At 44.0% G+C, this 16,763-nt stretch carries 22 protein-coding genes; all 22 read right to left on the bottom strand.

What is annotated here, in order from left to right:
* The coding region (locus tag ACLPIE_RS21750) for a phage tail tip protein J-related protein (protein WP_430263736.1) at positions 1-1,977 on the bottom strand (1,977 nt) is incomplete at its 3' end.
* Positions 1,978-2,376 (bottom strand): DUF6950 family protein, encoded by a 399-nt coding sequence (locus ACLPIE_RS21745; protein WP_430263735.1) that lies wholly within the window; start codon positions 2,374-2,376, stop codon positions 1,978-1,980.
* Between the two features lie 69 nt (positions 2,377-2,445).
* A complete protein-coding gene (locus ACLPIE_RS21740; RefSeq protein WP_283027056.1) occupies positions 2,446-2,736 on the bottom strand; it encodes a hypothetical protein in 291 nt (96 codons plus the stop codon).
* Between the two features lie 49 nt (positions 2,737-2,785).
* Positions 2,786-3,367, bottom strand: coding sequence for a hypothetical protein (locus ACLPIE_RS21735; protein ID WP_283027057.1), 582 nt, complete (start codon positions 3,365-3,367; stop codon positions 2,786-2,788).
* Complete coding sequence (locus ACLPIE_RS21730; protein ID WP_283027058.1) at positions 3,367-3,963, bottom strand: hypothetical protein; 597 nt, start codon at positions 3,961-3,963, stop codon at positions 3,367-3,369. The genes ACLPIE_RS21735 and ACLPIE_RS21730 overlap by 1 nt, the downstream gene beginning before the upstream one ends.
* A 2-nt stretch (positions 3,964-3,965) precedes the next feature.
* Entirely contained in the window at positions 3,966-7,085 is a 3,120-nt protein-coding gene (locus tag ACLPIE_RS21725; protein ID WP_430263734.1) for a tape measure protein, read from the bottom strand.
* A 32-nt stretch (positions 7,086-7,117) separates the two neighbouring features.
* Entirely contained in the window at positions 7,118-7,342 is a 225-nt protein-coding gene (locus tag ACLPIE_RS21720; RefSeq protein ID WP_206277240.1) for a phage tail assembly protein T, read from the bottom strand.
* 56 nt (positions 7,343-7,398) lie between these two features.
* Positions 7,399-7,791 (bottom strand): phage tail assembly chaperone, encoded by a 393-nt coding sequence (locus tag ACLPIE_RS21715; RefSeq protein WP_272525209.1) that lies wholly within the window; start codon positions 7,789-7,791, stop codon positions 7,399-7,401.
* Positions 7,791-8,279, bottom strand: a complete 489-nt coding sequence (locus tag ACLPIE_RS21710; protein WP_430263733.1) for a phage tail tube protein — start codon at positions 8,277-8,279, stop codon at positions 7,791-7,793. The genes ACLPIE_RS21715 and ACLPIE_RS21710 overlap by 1 nt, the downstream gene beginning before the upstream one ends.
* Positions 8,280-8,338: 59 nt before the next feature.
* The gene (gene gp17, locus ACLPIE_RS21705) at positions 8,339-8,674 is read right to left on the bottom strand and encodes a tail completion protein gp17 (RefSeq protein WP_206277243.1); all 336 of its coding nucleotides are present in this window, start codon (positions 8,672-8,674) and stop codon (positions 8,339-8,341) included.
* Complete coding sequence (locus ACLPIE_RS21700; protein WP_206277244.1) at positions 8,671-9,120, bottom strand: HK97-gp10 family putative phage morphogenesis protein; 450 nt, start codon at positions 9,118-9,120, stop codon at positions 8,671-8,673. The genes gp17 and ACLPIE_RS21700 overlap by 4 nt, the downstream gene beginning before the upstream one ends.
* Positions 9,113-9,436, bottom strand: a complete 324-nt coding sequence (locus tag ACLPIE_RS21695) for a phage head closure protein (RefSeq protein WP_430263732.1) — start codon at positions 9,434-9,436, stop codon at positions 9,113-9,115. The genes ACLPIE_RS21700 and ACLPIE_RS21695 overlap by 8 nt, the downstream gene beginning before the upstream one ends.
* Positions 9,437-9,445: 9 nt before the next feature.
* Positions 9,446-9,772, bottom strand: a complete 327-nt coding sequence (locus ACLPIE_RS21690; RefSeq protein ID WP_430263731.1) for a head-tail connector protein — start codon at positions 9,770-9,772, stop codon at positions 9,446-9,448.
* On the bottom strand, positions 9,772-10,050 hold the full coding sequence (locus tag ACLPIE_RS21685) for a DUF7210 family protein (protein ID WP_238564159.1): 279 nt from the start codon (positions 10,048-10,050) through the stop codon (positions 9,772-9,774). The genes ACLPIE_RS21690 and ACLPIE_RS21685 overlap by 1 nt, the downstream gene beginning before the upstream one ends.
* A 45-nt stretch (positions 10,051-10,095) precedes the next feature.
* Positions 10,096-11,310 (bottom strand): phage major capsid protein, encoded by a 1,215-nt coding sequence (locus tag ACLPIE_RS21680; RefSeq protein ID WP_430263730.1) that lies wholly within the window; start codon positions 11,308-11,310, stop codon positions 10,096-10,098.
* A 14-nt stretch (positions 11,311-11,324) separates the two neighbouring features.
* Positions 11,325-12,176, bottom strand: a complete 852-nt coding sequence (locus tag ACLPIE_RS21675; protein WP_272688313.1) for a head maturation protease, ClpP-related — start codon at positions 12,174-12,176, stop codon at positions 11,325-11,327.
* A gap of 5 nt (positions 12,177-12,181) precedes the next feature.
* Positions 12,182-13,504 carry a phage portal protein gene (locus ACLPIE_RS21670; RefSeq protein ID WP_430263729.1) on the bottom strand — a complete coding sequence of 441 codons (1,323 nt, stop codon included), beginning with the start codon at positions 13,502-13,504 and terminating at the stop codon, positions 12,182-12,184.
* Positions 13,504-15,234, bottom strand: coding sequence for a terminase large subunit (locus ACLPIE_RS21665; protein ID WP_272688311.1), 1,731 nt, complete (start codon positions 15,232-15,234; stop codon positions 13,504-13,506). The genes ACLPIE_RS21670 and ACLPIE_RS21665 overlap by 1 nt, the downstream gene beginning before the upstream one ends.
* Before the next feature lie 2 nt (positions 15,235-15,236).
* A complete protein-coding gene (locus tag ACLPIE_RS21660; RefSeq protein WP_430263728.1) occupies positions 15,237-15,695 on the bottom strand; it encodes a phage terminase small subunit P27 family in 459 nt (152 codons plus the stop codon).
* A gap of 169 nt (positions 15,696-15,864) precedes the next feature.
* Complete coding sequence (locus ACLPIE_RS21655) at positions 15,865-16,212, bottom strand: HNH endonuclease (protein WP_430263727.1); 348 nt, start codon at positions 16,210-16,212, stop codon at positions 15,865-15,867.
* Positions 16,154-16,456 carry a hypothetical protein gene (locus ACLPIE_RS21650; protein ID WP_430263726.1) on the bottom strand — a complete coding sequence of 101 codons (303 nt, stop codon included), beginning with the start codon at positions 16,454-16,456 and terminating at the stop codon, positions 16,154-16,156. The genes ACLPIE_RS21655 and ACLPIE_RS21650 overlap by 59 nt, the downstream gene beginning before the upstream one ends.
* On the bottom strand, positions 16,453-16,763 hold a 311-nt coding region (locus ACLPIE_RS21645; protein ID WP_430263725.1), incomplete at its 5' end, for a hypothetical protein. The genes ACLPIE_RS21645 and ACLPIE_RS21650, both read right to left, overlap by 4 nt.

Raw genomic sequence — 16,763 nt, 5'->3', positions numbered from 1 at the left:
CAGTTCATCAACCATATCTTTTGGCGTTCCGTCAGCCTTTCCTACGGCTTCAACAAACTGCGATTTTCCGTAGCTGTTAACAGTTCGAACATAAAACCAGTAATCAGTGCCGGCTTTTAAATTCTCCCTAGTCCAGAATTGCCCCTGCCCTTGGCGGTTGGCTTTTGTGGTGACTTCGGTGTCATTCGTGCTGGCCAGTTTTTTGTCGCTAAACCAAAACTCAAACGTATAACCATGCTGTGCGGTTTCGCCACCGTGCGGAATGCAGGTCAGAGAGAACATACCACCGACCATTTCAACGCTGACTGGTTTAGGTGGAGCTTGGATATCAAAATCAACAATGGCAGGGGCAGACATTGCGCCAGCCGCATTAATAGAACGAACCTCCGCACGATAAGAACCACGCACAAGGCCTGATAAATCTACTCTGTCTTGTGGCACCTGAATGGACTGAATAACTTTGCCATTTTCAATGATGTTTACTGTGTTATAGCGAACATCAGCAGCAGCTGATTGCCAGCTCAAAAACCCTTGGACGACTTCACCAATATTCGTGGCCACAAAAGCAAGGTTAAGCGGTGGCGCTACCCCACCAGTGGGTAAAACCGTGAATGGGGGTCGAACAAAAGGCTTACCTATAATGTCTTCATAAATATAAGCTCCGTCCTCCTCGAGGAGAATATCAACGCCCTCTTGCGGGTGAAACTTCCATTCAGCAACACGAAATTCAAGGTTTTGAATACCAATTTGAGGCAGGTTTAATAAAATCACCTCTCCTGGTCTGTAGGCGTAACCATCCATATTCATCCGTAATTGAACACGACGCCCTGCCCGTTTTTTACGTAGATATAAATTAGAGAGACGTGCCGCTTGGTATGGGCTAGTGACAAAGCGGTAATCCATATTCTCTTTGATTTCTAACCCATCTTCTTCAATCCATTCATCAACAATAACAGGCTCAAAATCGGTTTTAATGTACTGCTGCTCTGCATCGACAAACGTACCGTAAATGGCGTTAGTTGCGTCACGTAGCGCCAGTTCTGGTGTGATATTAACGGTATCGATGATTTGATTGGGTTCAATGCGTAATACTGCTGGACCATTATAAGCCTGCATCAAAATGCCGTGCTTGCCCGCAACATAAGTCGGCTCAGCAGCAATGCATTTATGCATGTGATCCAGAATTGCTGATGGAGACTCAGAAAGTTCATAGGCCCCATTAATCGTATAGCGAGGCTCTGTGTTGCCTTCGGGCGTTGTTACCGGTTCGCTACATAAATCAGCCGCAACTTTGAACGCATTAAAATCAATATCTGAATCGGGTACACCCAAATAGCTACGGTAAAAATCAAGAATAATTAACGCGCCGTTATTGCTCCAAGCCGTTTTATTTATGCGCGGATCATAGACAGGCTTGCCCCACACTTCGACTTTCACATTCGGAACACCGTACGGAAATTTTTCAGCATCGTATTTCAGGGTTAAACGCAGCCATGCCAGACCATCACCTATCATGTCCGATTTCCATGACGGAGCATTTTTCAATAAGTAAGGATCACAATCAGTGCGGCCATTATGGAATTCATAGCTGGCTTTATCTCCGAAAGTACCAACCAGATCATCGTTCAGCCAAATCTGTCCAATGCGGTCAACTTTATGTGCAGCAATCGCCAGTGCCATGAATAATCGTTCGTTTTCTGTCTGGTCGCCCTTTTCTTCTTCGGCGAAAAACAGTAGCCCGGAACAAACCGTTTTCCCAACAATGATAGTTTCTGGCGCGGTCGGGGAGCGTAGCATTTGCTTGCGTTCTGATTGGTCTCGATACCCCATTGACGGCATTTTATCTTGAAAAATAAACGTCCCTGCAGCCTGAACAGCGATCCCTGCAACAATTAATGCTGTCCCTAACCCCCCTGTAGCAATAACGCCTGCAACCATTAAGCCAGCAGAAACGATATTGGTGACTGTCTTACCCATTTATTCGACTCTCCACGCTTTAATTGGTTGAAAATTAACAGGACGTACACCATCCTCCTTTACCGCCCAAACCTTATTTGCCCACAGCACTCCGAGCGTTTTACCGTCATCACCATTAAACATAACAATATCGCCGCGCATCGCATCATTAGGGTCTATTTCTTGAAAGAAGCCTGATAGACCAGTTTCCAGATCCCCGAACTCAGACTTTAATACTCGCATTGCCCCTGATTTGGTTTTGTAGCGACCACGCACTTTTTCAGCGATATCAATACCGCATACGGCAATTGCGCAATCCGCTGCAAATAAACAACAGTCATGTTCACCCCATGAGAAAGGCTTGTGTATCGCTTTCTGTAGAGTTTCAGGGAGTTGAGTGGTCCAGTTTGGATGTCGCATTTGCTGATCTCCACGCATAAAAAAACCACCCATAAAGGTGGTCAGTTCATTTCAAGTTTAAGGTTAATTCTATTTGTTAACTGATTCGTCCATTTTCTTTAGCTTTTTGAGTAAATATTTTTTGCGCTCATTTAGATTTATAACATCGCATTCATTCTTACTTACAAAATCTTCAAGCTGTTTTTTGCTATATGTCCGCAACTCTTCAGTTGACACCACTTTTGAGCCTTTCAGTTGATCCAACTGTTCATCTGTATATTTAGGGCACCCTTCATACCAAAACTCTTGTTTTTGGGTGGTATTCTCACCTGCTACTGAAAAGCCCGAAAATAACGCTATCAAAAAAAGAATATTTCTCATCAAATTATCCTCATTATAGTTTTATAATAAGGATAACACGCTAACTGGCTTATTTATAAATAAACACTGGCGCATCTTTTTTGCTCCCCCAATAGATTGCCCTTTCAGCCATTTGAGCAACATAGCGGAATATACGATCCCCTATATGTCGCTTTTGCCATGACTCATCAGTAAATCTATCAGGCAAGCCCTGAGACCATCGCTCAAATCTATTTGATACCGTGACTGCAACCTCGCACTTATCACCTACGCTCACACCGATATTGCTAATTTGACCTGCAAATAGCACTTCAGCGAGAATAGGTTGACTATCTTCATTGAGAGCCACCATCATCAATCGCACATCACGTCCTCGGCTCCGCTCATTCATCACATCACCGAGTAATGAAGAATCAAAACCACTGAGCGATAAAATAAGCTGTTGTGGGCCTGTCGTGTTTTCTTCAGATACCGTTTCTATCGCACCAAACTGGCCTACACCTTGATACACCTCGCCAGCAATAACTAAATTACCTGTCGCGGTGTGCACTCGTGTTACGCCAGATTTGAGATCAAGCTTAGCTGCAGCGACAACATAACAACCATCATTAATTGCTTGAGTCATTTCATTTGAAAAAGGATGATAGATCATTAATAAAGCGCCTCCTCAAAAGAAAGTGTAGTGGACGTAAATACACCCGGTGTTCTACGCAATCGCCCCTGATTATTGTCGGTTAACTTAAAAATACCATAGGGGTTTTTTACCTCAATTTTATCCCCCATTATAGGGGGGTAACGTAGCATTGGGGAAAATGAGATAGTTGCATTTCCTTGCGCATCACTCATTACATCAGAAGTAACCTTTTTAAGCTCGTGATTAATTGTGACATTATCAGCCGCCTTTAACACCAGCGAATTTGGTTTCCAGCCCTTGGTTAATAAGGTACGCCCCATTTGATTTGACTGACTGATTATGGGCTCCCCGACGTCATTAGCCCCCATTCGTACCCAATCAAATAATTTAATACGCCCTGACTCCCCATCCAGTTGCGCCAGAATAACTTCCAGTAGCCGCGATTTTTCATCTATTAAATTATTGAGGGTTAAATCACAACGCCATCGACTACCGGGATAACGCACAGTTTGTGCGCTCCCAGTAAAAACAGAAACAAAAGTCTTAGAGTTGCTAATCAGCTGCCAATCAAGAGAAGACGGCTCCAATTCTTTAGGCCATATTAAAATGTCCATAGTTATTTCCCTAGCGTTTTGCGTAGCTTACCGTTAGTTTGAAAATCTCGCATAATCCTAGCCTCTGCCTTAGCAGCCCCTTCCTCAGCACCTTGCCGAGCAGCCTCCCTTAACGCTGCTTCAAGCGCTGCATCGCCATTACCATGTACATGAATTTCTTGCTGAATAATTGAGCCGCCAGCAGGTTTTTCATTAACTGGCATATCAATTTTAGGAAGCTGAGCGCGAACACCCAGTGAACCATCTTTAGAACGAGTTAACGGCATAATAGCCTCTGGCCCCGCTTCCCCCATTAACCCCAGTGAAGGCACTCCACCTTTAGCAAATGGGAAAAATGTCGGTGCATCGATAACCTGACCGCTATAAGCACTTAGACCAGGAGTGTTATACATTCCACCTTTGGCGTTCGGCACATAACTTTGCCACCCCGTTGACATACCCATGGCGCCCGTACCGGAGGCAGAAGCAGCAGAGCTGACACCCGATGCGCCGCCACCAGCAAGCCCACCAAATAACCCTGTTAAGGCATTGGTGATCATTGCCTGCATAGCAATACGGATTAAATCTTGAATAATGGATTGCGCCAGTGATGCGGAAAGCTCTTGAAGTGTTTCCGAGAATGATTTAGAACCCGTTAAAATACCCGTTAATGCGTTGCTAGTACGCTGCTCAACGGTTTCCAATAGGTTCATCTGCATTTTTTGCCAGTTACCCTGAGCGCCATACAATTCTTTCGCTGCTTCTAATTGCGCTTCTTTTGAGCGATTAGTTGCTGCAATCATGAGTTCCTGATACCGCTCCTGACTGATTAGGTCATTGTTGCGATACGCCTCATACAATGCTTGTTGCTCATTAAGTTGATTCTGCAGCTTAACAACAGGGTCAATTTCACCCGCAAGATCATAACTAGGTAAAGCCTTTTTATTAGCCTCCTCGGTTAACTTTTGCTTGGTGTAATCATTATGCAACTGCAAACTAGCAGAGTAATACTGCTGTTCGCTTAATAACTTGGACTGACGAAGCTCATTTAGCTCCCTTGCAGCTTCCTTTTCTTTGCGAACAATAGTGGCATAAGGGTCATACTTTTCAGCAAGTTCTAAACGTTTTTGTTGGTGATTTTCTGTATTAAGCAAAATCAAACGCTGCATTTCGGCTTGACTGACGTAGCCTTTCTTATAAAGACTGGCTAACTTGTCATTATTTTCCTTTTCACTCGCTTGAATTTTTTGAAGGCTTGAAAAATGCTCTGACTCAATCGATTTTCGTAATTGCTGATAATCGTTAAGCGATTTATTTTTTCCTTTATCTTTATCATCACCACCCGTTAATTTAGGTGGAGGAAGCTCTCCAGCGCTCTCAGGTTTTTTATCAAATTTACCGCTAGCTAAAATATTTTGGGCATTCTCTATAGCCTCTCTTCTTTTATCGAGCTCCTGATTTACATCCTCTAGATCACCCAAAACCCTCCTTCTGTTTTGAAGGAATTCATCAGGACTATCTCCGAGTGCATTTGCAAGCCATTCACCGAAGCCGCCACTATCTTTTATTGTCTGCATTTCGGAGGCTCGGGACTCAGAATATTTTTGAGCTTCACCATAAAGACGCTTGCGTTCTTTCTCTAAAAGTTGAATCTCATCCTTAAAATCATCGACCTTTATTTCAAGCTTGATTTTTGATAGCTGCTGTAGCTGCTCGATTGTTTCAACAACAGAGCCACGCATGCTATCAAGTTTTTCCTTGGCTTCATCCGATTTTTGTGAGAAATAAAACAGCGCGCCACCTGCCATCATAGCAGCACCAACAGGGCCACCTAATAAGGCCAAAGTTCCTCTTGCTGCCCTAGCTGCAAAATTCAAGCGATTTTGTGCCGCAGTGAGTTGATTTACACTTGCTTCTTCTGCCTTATTTAGGGCAATAATTTTCGCATAGTTAGCCTCTTGCTGCCGCCTGATTGCCGCTCGTCGCTCCTCGGTTCTTGCGGCTTGAAGCTGAACACCCAATGACTCTTGGGTAGATATTGCCTGCGCTTTGTCTGCTCGGATTTTAGCGAGAGTGGTCTCCAACCCTTTGGCTTGTGCTGCATTCAAAACATAATTGTTTTTCGCAGTAACAAGCATGTTTTTACCCGCTTCATAGGCGCTTAGTGATAAGTTACCCATGTAACGAGATAAACCAATACCCCCAATCGCGGCACCTGCTATCGCAAAACTGCTAAAGTTTTCGGTTAGGGTTGCCAACCCTGCTGACATTGAACGAGTAATACCCCAGCTGGCGTTTATCTCACCAAAATAAGATTTCGCCGCATTCGTTGCCTTGGTGAACCCATCTGCAACGGTGTTATCCATTGAATCAGCGAGCGCATTATTCGCGTCTTTGGCGTTAATCACGGCATTCGCAAATAATTGCATCGAGATACCACCTTTGGTGGCCATCAACTTAACATCATTTTCAGTGACTTTAACACCGCCACGCATGCGAGAGAGTTCTTTAGCAATATCACCCACAACAGAAGGCATAGCATTTAATACAGAATGCCAATCGTTACCTTTTAAAACGCCTGTTACCATTGCACGGTTTAGTGCCGTGAACGCCGATTCAGTTTGCTGTGCACTCGTTGCGTTTGCAGTGAATGTGGATGATAACGATTCAATATAATCTAATGTGTGAGCCGTAGAGTAGCCCAACTCTTTCATTGCTGAGGCTGAACCGACATACAATTCTTGGGTAGTTTCTATCGCTTTACCGTTGCGATTACTCACCGTTAAAAAGCGCTGCTGAAGCTCTTCATAGCGACTGACATCACCTTCAACAGAAGTCAGGGCCATTTTAATTCGAGCGGACATTTGCCCCCAATCATCTACCGCAGTGATCAGGGTTGAGACAGAGAAGAAACCCGCTAATGCGCCAGACATCATTTTTGCCGTACTAGTGACTGTCGCAAGTTGTTTGTTGATATCATTAAGGGCTTGCTTCTGCGTTCGGAGGTCACGTTCGAAACGACGACTATTTGCACTCATCGTTTTGTAATACTCATTACCCGTTCGGGAAGCTTTAGCGATCTCTGCTTGATAGCTCGTTGAGTTAGCGGAGATTTTAATAATTAATTCGCGGAGTTTTGACATAATACATAGCTACCGTTGGGTAATGATCATAATCACGATAAAGAAGCAAAAAAATCTTCTAGCCCCGTTCCCGCTTGCTCTTCTGCCTGCACACTCTCACTATCCCATTGAATTAATGTGTCATTAAGGGTTGTTTTCACGCCTTGTGCATTAAATATTGCAGCAGTGACTTGTGCGGCATGGACATCTAAACGCGCATCACCAATGGGATTTATCGAATCAAATGCCCACCAGAGTTGTAATTCACTGGCGGGCATGGTGCCAATTTCAGAGAGGGTTTTTCCTAGCCGCAATGCTAGGGTGAGCAAGAATTTTAGTGCAGGTTCTCGGACTTTTTTTCAGCTTCATTTGTGCTGGTAATAAGCTCAAATGCTTGATGCACTAATCGTGCATGCACAGGACCATAAATTTTCAGTACTTCGGGTTTATCTTCTGGCGTAAAAACAGGACTTAAATCTTCTTCAAGTAACACGTTGATCAAGAATTCCACATCTGTTTCAAGGTTTCGCCGAACAGTTTCTTCTGTACTGACACCTTCTGAATCCCCTAAATCACGATGTTCTTTAAGCCATTTCAGCCAAATAGAAACCGAGGGTTCACGCAAAACAACATTAACGCCCCATTCAGGCACGGTCACTTTTTTGGTTCGAAATGACTGTGCAGGGTTTAATGCGATATCACGCAGTTTATTGACTCTTTTAGCCATTATTTACCGCCCCCTGTTGTTTGTGATTGTGTTGCAGGTGCAGCCACCTTACCTTTAACAAGCGGCGTGGTTTTACCTTTTAGGCGTAACGTAAATGAGGCCGTGACAACACCGTTCGTAGAAACTGACCAGCTGTTTTGTCGCACTTCGGCTAAAAAGGCATAACCATTATTGGAGGGGAAAACCACTTTAAATGCATGAACGGTATCGTCGTCATAAGCTTGGCGTAACACCTCTTGACCTTCATCAAGCGCCCAGTTACCACTAATAGTAACTTCAGCTGGAGCGGCTAGCCCATTTATCATTTCTTGCTCAGTGGAGCATAATGTCGTGACATCAATGTCTTGTTTTTGACCACCCGTGTAGCTAATTTCCTTCGTTGTGCAATCAATCGACAGCGAATCTGTTTCGACTGCAGCAATATCTGTTGCCGCCAATTTAGAAACGCTGATTTTGGTACCTTGCGTTTTTTCATGTTTACTCGTCATATCAGTTTCCTATAGATACAAAAAAAGCTGCCGAAGCAGCTTGTGAGGTTAAGGTGGGGTTATTGCCAGACTTGGCACTCTAGGATAATTCGTCGGAGTTTCGGGTCAGGCTCATAGCCCGGGCGTTCACTCATATTACCGGGATAAAGTGGCTTAATCGCCTCCCTCACTGCCGACATTAATTCTCTGGCCTGTTTCAGTGTGCTGCTGTAGATATCAATTTGGATATTAAACATCTGCTCAGCCTGTCCGCTTAGAACATCTTCATCCACACGGTACATGGATAAAATACACCAAGGTGGCTCAAAAGGTTGAAGCTCAAGGGGAACAACCTCGGGGAAAACTCGATCAGGTAACACGCTTTCCAATAAAGGGATAATATCCGCTTCGGTCATTTTCGTAGCGCCTCATCAATCGCTTGGTTAAGTTTATTGATGGCAAATTCTGCTGCGGCATCAGCCTTACTATCAAATGCAGGACGAATAAAAGGCTGTGGTGGCATTTTCGCGGTACCATCTTCCAAAAATCGCCAGTAAAACGCATTACGCGGATCTTTGGCTTTCATTGAATTATCGCTATTATTGCCCGCCTTATTTGTACCCCTGACATAAACGCCTGCCGAAACTTCCCCTTTTCGCCTGATCCGTTGATTACTGGCCACAATATTCCGAGCCAACTTACCGGTTCGCTTTGGTGCTTTAGCTCTCGCCTCATCACGTAGTACGCTGGCTGCTGCGTAGGTTGCCTGTCGCAGAACCTTGTTGCTTTCTGCTTGACTCAGCAATTCAAGCTCTTTGGAAACATCCAAAAAGCCGCTAAAATCGATACTCATATCAACCATTTGATACCCCTTGCTTACACAGCAATTCAAGGCGCGTACGCTTCGTGTCAGGAATAACAGATTGAATGTCGTAGATTTGACCTTGAAACAGCATGCGGCACGCTGAAGTGATATCAGAACGATAACGCATCCAGACACGTACGGTGATTTCTGACATTTCGGCACCTGCCGCCAGCAGCTCTCGCCCACTGATAGGCTTAACCTCAGCTCGGGTCGTGGCAACATCTACCCAGACCTTTTCGCGCTCACTGTATTCATTTTTCACCATATCTGCACGCTGGAAAGTCACCTTGTGACGTAATCGCCCTGCTTGCATAAATTCCCCTTACACCCCATAAATACGGTAAGGTTGAAGCAATGCCTCTGTTGCAAACGGCAATGCTGAGGTGATATTACCAATATTGGTAGCTTCGCGGTTTTCATACCACTGCCCTATCAATAACAGCATGGCATTTTTGACATCATCACTTAGCAACAACGGCTCAGGATCGTCCTGATAACCGTCTGATGATTCGTTTTCATACAACGTCCTGCGTGTATAGTGTTCGACATATTTCACGGCAGAACCCGTATAAATTGTCAGCAACTTATCATCATCGGTAAAATCAGCACCGATATTGCAATGTTGTTTAACTAATTCAAGAGAAAGCATTATTTCTCCTTTTTACCTTTAGTTTCTTTTTTTGGCTCTGGCTCTGGCTCTGGCTCTGGCTCTGGCTCTGGCTCTGGCTCTGGCTCTGGCTCTGGCTCTGGCTCTGGCTCTGGCTCTGGCTCTGGCTCTGGCTCTATAGGATTTTGTTCACCTTCAATTTCAACTGCATAGCCTTTTTGAATAAGTTCGCGCCCATGCTGCTCCAACGTTTCAATTTCCTCGCCTTCAACAACAACTTTATTACCAAAATAAATTGCACGTAATATCTTTAGTTTCATCGCTCACCCCAAAAGAAAAAGCGGCCTATTGACCGCTTACATGGATTATTCGCCTGTTGTTGGTGCAGTAAAATCACCATAAATAAAGGCTTCAGGTCGTTTTACCGCTAATGCCAATCGTTCCTCACAACGAATGGAAATCATGTTTTTCTCGAAGTCATCAGTATTCTCAGTAGAAATGACCACGTTAGTTTCCTCACGGTCAAATAACTGAGCCCCTGCATTGAATGCCCCGGTTAAAAACTTACCTTTGAAAGCAGCGGCCTGAGTTTCTACAACTGGTAAACCCCAAAGTGTAGGACCTAACAAACCCGATGGGTTAGCTAAGATGTAACGACCCAATTCGTCTTTTGCTAGCTCAATCTTCGCCCAATCAATAAAGTGCAAAACATGTCCTGACGCAGGGAAAAGTGCCAACTGAGCCTGAAGCATGGCGAGACGCAGGTCATCAATACCCGTTTGTTTTTTCACATCAAACTCGGCTTTAAATTTAGATGCCTGTGGGATAATTCCATGTAAATGAGCCCCAGAGCCATCACCGAACAAGATTTCCTGCTCTTCCACAAACTTCAATCCGTAGCGCATTTCTACATCCACAAGTGACTGCAATTGAGAAAAGTCATCCAGAATTTGCTTAGATGCTTTAAACAAATGTGCAATGGTAGTTACTGCGGTAATTTTTGGCTCAAATTTAATATCACTGTATGGTTTAGCTGTGTTTTCAGGCACAACAGCCGCATTGTTAGTAAAGCCAGTTTGCTGCACCCAGAAAATTGCGGGTGATTGAGTCTTGCCCGGAGCGATAAGCTCACGGATAAACAAACGTTGCTTTGGTGCAACATCGACTCCCGGTAATCGCTGAGGAGGAACGACTCCATCGGCAACATCGGTAGAAATTAAGGCAGCATTAACAGGCACAGAAATTCGTTTATTTCCCTGAATACTGGAGTTGATGTCTTTCAATACTTCAGCAGAAACAAATTGCTGACCGACACTTTGAACTGTTTGCAACGCATTATTAAGTGGCATCTGAGCGACATGTTGCTCCAGATCGCCTAATGCAGCCTTTAAGGTTGTTTCAGCAGATTTTAAAGCGTTTAACTCGGATGCCATTTTATCAACAGTGTCTTTAGTTGAAGCATTTAAGCTACCAGCCGCTTTCGCTTCTTTTAAAGCCTCCTCCGCTTTAGCTGTAAATTTTTCATTGGCTTCTTTGATTGTTGCTGACAAGGTTTTCAATAATTCATTTGTATCAGACATAATGTCTCCAATAATTAATTAGTTTTTGCAAAGGCTCTTACAGCTTCTTGCAAATCAGATAAGGTTTTTGGGTTTATTTCGTTGGTAGCGCTTGGCATACCATTAGGATCGGAAGTAGCGCCCGGCATACTTCCTGTTAAGGCACTAATTAGTTTTCGTCGCTCGGAACGCGGCATTTCCGCTTTAGCCAACGCTGCGTCGAGCTTACGTATAGCGGCTTGGGGACTTTCATCACCATCATTAATTTCATCAGCCGCAAGCAACCCGTCAGCAAAACCTTTTGCTATTGCATCACTTGATGCGATATAGGTTTCATCATCCATCATTTTGCTGACAACACTTTCAGACTGACCACTTCTAGCAACATAGATATCTGCCATTGATTTATCAAAAGGCTCTAAGTCTGCCGCTAATTTTGCAAAGTCGTGCCGGTTACCAACCCCTATTGACCAGCAGTTGTGGATCATCAAAAACGCACCGCGCCCCATATGAATTTCATCGCCTGCCATCGCAATAATGGATGCGGCTGAAGCGGCAATGCCCAAGATATTAACGGTGACTTTGCCACTGTGAGCACGAAGCAAGTTATAGATAGCCAGCCCTTCAAACATGTCACCACCTGGGCTATTGATATTGACGACGACATCATTGCTCCCAATAGCGCGAAGTGCACCAGAAATACGCTTAGCGGTTACTCCCTCCCCCCAATAATCCTCACCAATAACATCTAAAACAGAAATCGTGTTGGCAGAGCTAGCGGCACGGATGCTGCTATTCCACTTATCAAGTGCTCTTGGTTTGAGTTCATAGCTAATCGATGCGCAGGGGCGATCCTCCAGCGCAACTGGCAAATTGTTTCTTTTCATTAAATTTACTCCTCGGAATGAGGTTTTTGGGGTTGAGTTGTTGGGTCACCTTCTGGGAATAGCCAGTTGGTGATTTGAGCCTTAAGCTTTTCAGCCTCACTGCCAGAAATATCTTTTCCTAACTGGTCAATCGGGGTTAAGTTGAGTTGAACAGTGTAAATATCACCACCATCAATAGGCGGAAGGTTTTCAAGACGCCTCACATCATTACGGCTCATCCAACCATTTTGCAATGATGTTGTATAGTAAGCCGCTCGACCTGCGCTATCTGCTCGAAGTAATCCCTCGACAGAAAACTCTGCATAATAATCATCATCACCACTCAATAAACAACGACTGATTTCTTGCTCGATATTGACAAGTAATGGCCTCAATGTGTTCGTTAAAAACTGCATGTTCATGCCTTCCACACTGGATGCCCAACTGCTTTGTTTATCCATATGGCCAACCATAAACGGAGGAACACGAAACCAGCGGCAAATTTCCTCTATACTAAAAGCCCTACTTTCTAACATTTGCGCTGCTTCAGGGTTCATAGTGACATTGTTGTATTTCATCCCCCCCTCAAGCACCATCATTTTTCCAGCATTCTTTGAACCGACAAAGCTTAATAAATAACTTCTAATACGCTCTCGCTGCTCGTCATTCAAAGGAAGTTCTGAAGAAATAAAACCAGAGCTCTGCAGCCCATTTTCGAATATTTTAGCGGCTGATTCTTCAACTGATAAAGCTGAACCAATGACATTTCGCCCAGTTTGAATGGGGATCATTCCACATATGCCATCCATACCAAACCCACGGATATGCATCATATTTTTAATGGGTACTATTCTCTCTTCTTTGGTGAAAGGGTCTGTGTATTTATATTCAAGCATTCCACTAACTTCATCACGCTTTACGACCATGTTTTGAGGAAGTAGCGGAACCAACGCAACAAGCTTTGGGCCGATGTATTTTTTTTCAATAAAGCTATTCCCGCGCAAACATAAACTAGCTACTACCATTAGCATGAATCTTGATGGCGTCATCTCTATATTAGGTTGCTTGCATAGCAACCTATAAACGGGATGCTCTTTAGCTAAAGTACGCGAACCGTCACTTCTGCTTTGGTAGATTTTTATAGGTAAAGTTGAAATAGATTCACTTAGTAGCCTCACACAGGCCCATACGGTTGAGAGCTGCATTGCTTTATCCGCAGTCACAAGCTTTCCGCTAGTGCTCACGCCACTCCATTCTTGCCAAAATTCTCCATTGGTTAGCGATATTGGGACGCCCAACCAATTAAGAAGCGCGCTCTTAACGCGCCCCGGCTTCTTGTTATGCTTCATCAGATACCTACTATGATTGGGTTATTTATGAATCCTGAGTAATCAGGCTTATCTTCATGCAGCATCGCTCTTCCGACTGCCATCATTGTCGAAACCGCACCATCAATTTTATTTTCATTGCCATCTTTGGTTGGCCTAACAACATCATCACTACCCGGCAAATATTTACCGACCACATTTTGAAAGCACCATGTCATGATAGGATTTCCATCATGATGGAATCGACCTGCAGCAAGTGCGGCTTCAATCTCTTTCATGGGATCACTCATATTTGTGTAGTTTTGCGTAATCGAAATAGGCTCCAGCCCTTCATCCTGTAATCGATGCGAAAGCGCAATAGCACCCGAGGGGTCGATAGGACTTGAAACGATGTTGAAATGCGCTCTCAATTTTAAAATTGAGTCCTCAATGAGCCGATAATCAACTTCTGCGCCATCGCTCGGAATGAGAGCACCTTGATTGACAAAGCTTTGATAGCGTTCAGCTGTTCGTAATTTGTCAGTATCCGTTGAATAAATAGTATCTTCAGGTGCAAAAAATAATGGTGACACTGAAAAATAATGCTTTTTACCGTTAATTTCGCGCTTAAAGATTGGTGCGACACAGTTCAAATCTAGCTTTGTCGCTAAGTCGATCCCTAAATAAACATCCTCGCCGTAGAAATCTTCAATTTTTAGGCTCTTGTCCTCCGCTTTTCGCCAGTGGTCCATGTTATAGAACGCTGATTTAGCGGTTACCCAAATATTGAAATGCTTCGTTTTGATTTGATTGGTCTGCCTGGGGGTTGTTATCCCTAGCTCTTGCTTTGCTAACAGGTAGTCATATTTGACAGAGACGCCACAGTTAGGATTCGATTTAATGACTGCTTCAGGTGCTTTCCAGTCATCCTCTTTATCTATCGTGTAGATGATGCCAAAGATTTGATCGTTAGCCCCACCAGTACGAATTCCCTCAAGAATTTCAGTTACTTGGCTGCGTTTATCATAACAAGGGCTTTGAATATCAAAACCTGCTGTCGTGATAATGAGTGTAAGCGGTTGCTCACGCGCTCCCATCCCCGTTGTCATTGTCGTATACAGCGCATCCGTTGAATGCTCGTGATACTCGTCGATAATCGCGCACGTTGGGTTATCACCATCACCAGGATCACCAATTAAGGGCGCAAATACAGAACCATCTGGGCGAGTCATTTTTTCTGCCCATGGCTTGATTTGAAAGCGTTTTCTTAATGATGGAAGCTTTTTGACCATCGCTAAAGCAGGTTCAAAGACTTTCCATGCTTGTTTTTCGGTGGTTGCACCGCAATACACCTCAGCGCCGTACTCACCATCAGCACAAAACATATAATTACCGACCGCAGCCGCAATGAGTGATTTACCATTTTTACGGGGTACTTCGACATACATTTCTGTAAATCGACGATTGCCACACTTCTTTTTTACCCAACCAAAAACCACACAGAAAATAAATAGCTGCCATGGTTCAAGCGTAATACGTAGTTTTCTCTTTGCCCAATCGCCTTTAGTGTGCGGCATGAGTTGAGTAAAACGACAAAACCGCTCAGCCTTATCTTTATCAAATCGATATGGCCAGTTTTTATCTTTCGCTTTCTGGAGGTCGTCTAAATGCCGTTGGCATGACTGTTTGACATAGATACATGATGGAATTTTTCCGCTAACAATATCTCTAGCATATTGATTTGCCGCGTTGACGCTCGGATAAGTAGCCATAATTAAAACTCATCGAATTCGTTTCCATCATCATCTTTCTCTTTTGCGCCAGTGCTTCTCATTCGACTCAACGGGTCTAGGCCGAGCAATGATCCCAATCGTGCTATTTGTGAAACACTGTCATTTCGAACGGCAATTGCTGGGTGTTTTTTAAGCCCGCCAGATCCGCTCGCTTCAGTAATTCCACCACTTTCCAAGTCCATTTTGGCGTGCTTTAAAATAACCTGCTCAGCCGTAAGCATCAGTTGGAAAGCATTACAGTAAGCAACAAGTAAAGGGGCATCTTCAAGTTCAAATGTACCGCGCTCAATTAAAATTTTGCTTTGTGTTTTCCATAGTTTTATTGCCGCATCCCCCATGAGTTCATCGGGTGGAGCAATTCGAGTGATGCTACTTTTTCCGCTTTTAGCAGGTAAATTTTTGCGTCGTCCACCACCCGAAGCTCGGATACCGGTTGCCATTTAGCCCCCTAAAAATGTTAAAAAGTTTCGAAAAAAATAATCCTTAATTCGCGTCCGTAAAAATTTACCTGAAGCGGCAGTCCTAGAGGGCGAGAGGGGTAGAGATTTTACCCGCCCCTCCCTTTAGATGATAATCATTATCATTTGCATAAATATTCATATATAACAGCTACTTGCGCAATCTCTCTGTTGCTGTCTTCGTTTTATGGCAAGGCCAGCACAGTGATTGCAAATTACTATCATCATCAGTACCACCGTGTGCCTTAGGTATGATGTGGTCGACAGTCTTGGCGTCTACAGCTCGAGGTAAACAGTTTTGGCAAAGGTGTTTATCACGCTGAAGGATTCTTGGTCGTATCTTATCCCACTTAGAACCGTAACCTCGCTCATGTCGGCTCTTGCCGGGCTGGTGGCTCTCCCACCCAGTATTCATGTGGTCTTGGCAGTAACCACTACGGTCAGTCGTGGTCTTGTTGCATCCGCTCTTTCGACAAGAACGAGGTATACGTGGCGGCATTGGTAGCTCCTACAGTCGCTTGTGGTGGCGTGGTATTATCCAGCAATCTATCAACTATCATCTGCTGATCTTTGATATCAGAATCAATGGTTTCCCTTTGCTTTTCCATTTCAGGTGGTAACTCTTTATCACCAAGCATTGTGATTGCGTTCTTTATTAAATGAAGAACAATGAGTTTGAGCACCTCATTGAACCCCTTCGATTCATAGTTATAAACCGATTGCCTTGACTGTAAGTCGCTCATAATGACCACCCTGACTTAGTAGATTGCACATCTTGTGATAGCCGTTCGATTTGCTTTCCCATATTAAATACTGTTTGTTCAAGCTGTTTGATTCGTTCAGCATCGCTAGCGGACGCCTCACCATCTGAAGTGTAGGTATTTTTAAATAATGGGTATTCACCAGCCAGCCAATCAACTTTGCCACACTGAGTACAAATGTGTTTAAATCTCGGCGGGTCAGTTAGTTGAATGGTATTGCACCCTTTATCTCTAACCATTGCACCTTGCTTGCAATCATCACATTGATATTCTGTAATAGTTGTTATCA

Origin of the sequence: Providencia sp. Me31A (assembly GCF_050487165.1) — a bacterium.
Taxonomy (GTDB): domain Bacteria; phylum Pseudomonadota; class Gammaproteobacteria; order Enterobacterales; family Enterobacteriaceae; genus Providencia.
The sequence above is the reverse complement of the archived record's forward strand: the minus strand, read 5'-3'. Positions and strand labels throughout refer to the sequence as shown.

Bases quoted from the DNA above. Each gene is read 5' to 3' on its own strand.
- ACLPIE_RS21745 (WP_430263735.1), bottom strand. From the start codon at position 2,376: ATGCGACATCCAAACTGGACCACTCAACTCCCTGAAACTCTACAGAAA.
- ACLPIE_RS21740 (WP_283027056.1), bottom strand. From the start codon at position 2,736: ATGAGAAATATTCTTTTTTTGATAGCGTTATTTTCGGGCTTTTCAGTA.
- ACLPIE_RS21735 (WP_283027057.1), bottom strand. From the start codon at position 3,367: ATGATCTATCATCCTTTTTCAAATGAAATGACTCAAGCAATTAATGAT.
- ACLPIE_RS21730 (WP_283027058.1), bottom strand. From the start codon at position 3,963: ATGGACATTTTAATATGGCCTAAAGAATTGGAGCCGTCTTCTCTTGAT.
- ACLPIE_RS21725 (WP_430263734.1), bottom strand. From the start codon at position 7,085: ATGTCAAAACTCCGCGAATTAATTATTAAAATCTCCGCTAACTCAACG.
- ACLPIE_RS21720 (WP_206277240.1), bottom strand. From the start codon at position 7,342: ATGCCCGCCAGTGAATTACAACTCTGGTGGGCATTTGATTCGATAAAT.
- ACLPIE_RS21715 (WP_272525209.1), bottom strand. From the start codon at position 7,791: ATGGCTAAAAGAGTCAATAAACTGCGTGATATCGCATTAAACCCTGCA.
- ACLPIE_RS21710 (WP_430263733.1), bottom strand. From the start codon at position 8,279: ATGACGAGTAAACATGAAAAAACGCAAGGTACCAAAATCAGCGTTTCT.
- gp17 (WP_206277243.1), bottom strand. From the start codon at position 8,674: ATGACCGAAGCGGATATTATCCCTTTATTGGAAAGCGTGTTACCTGAT.
- ACLPIE_RS21700 (WP_206277244.1), bottom strand. From the start codon at position 9,120: ATGGTTGATATGAGTATCGATTTTAGCGGCTTTTTGGATGTTTCCAAA.
- ACLPIE_RS21695 (WP_430263732.1), bottom strand. From the start codon at position 9,436: ATGCAAGCAGGGCGATTACGTCACAAGGTGACTTTCCAGCGTGCAGAT.
- ACLPIE_RS21690 (WP_430263731.1), bottom strand. From the start codon at position 9,772: ATGCTTTCTCTTGAATTAGTTAAACAACATTGCAATATCGGTGCTGAT.
- ACLPIE_RS21685 (WP_238564159.1), bottom strand. From the start codon at position 10,050: ATGAAACTAAAGATATTACGTGCAATTTATTTTGGTAATAAAGTTGTT.
- ACLPIE_RS21680 (WP_430263730.1), bottom strand. From the start codon at position 11,310: ATGTCTGATACAAATGAATTATTGAAAACCTTGTCAGCAACAATCAAA.
- ACLPIE_RS21675 (WP_272688313.1), bottom strand. From the start codon at position 12,176: ATGAAAAGAAACAATTTGCCAGTTGCGCTGGAGGATCGCCCCTGCGCA.
- ACLPIE_RS21670 (WP_430263729.1), bottom strand. From the start codon at position 13,504: ATGAAGCATAACAAGAAGCCGGGGCGCGTTAAGAGCGCGCTTCTTAAT.
- ACLPIE_RS21665 (WP_272688311.1), bottom strand. From the start codon at position 15,234: ATGGCTACTTATCCGAGCGTCAACGCGGCAAATCAATATGCTAGAGAT.
- ACLPIE_RS21660 (WP_430263728.1), bottom strand. From the start codon at position 15,695: ATGGCAACCGGTATCCGAGCTTCGGGTGGTGGACGACGCAAAAATTTA.
- ACLPIE_RS21655 (WP_430263727.1), bottom strand. From the start codon at position 16,212: ATGCCGCCACGTATACCTCGTTCTTGTCGAAAGAGCGGATGCAACAAG.
- ACLPIE_RS21650 (WP_430263726.1), bottom strand. From the start codon at position 16,456: ATGAGCGACTTACAGTCAAGGCAATCGGTTTATAACTATGAATCGAAG.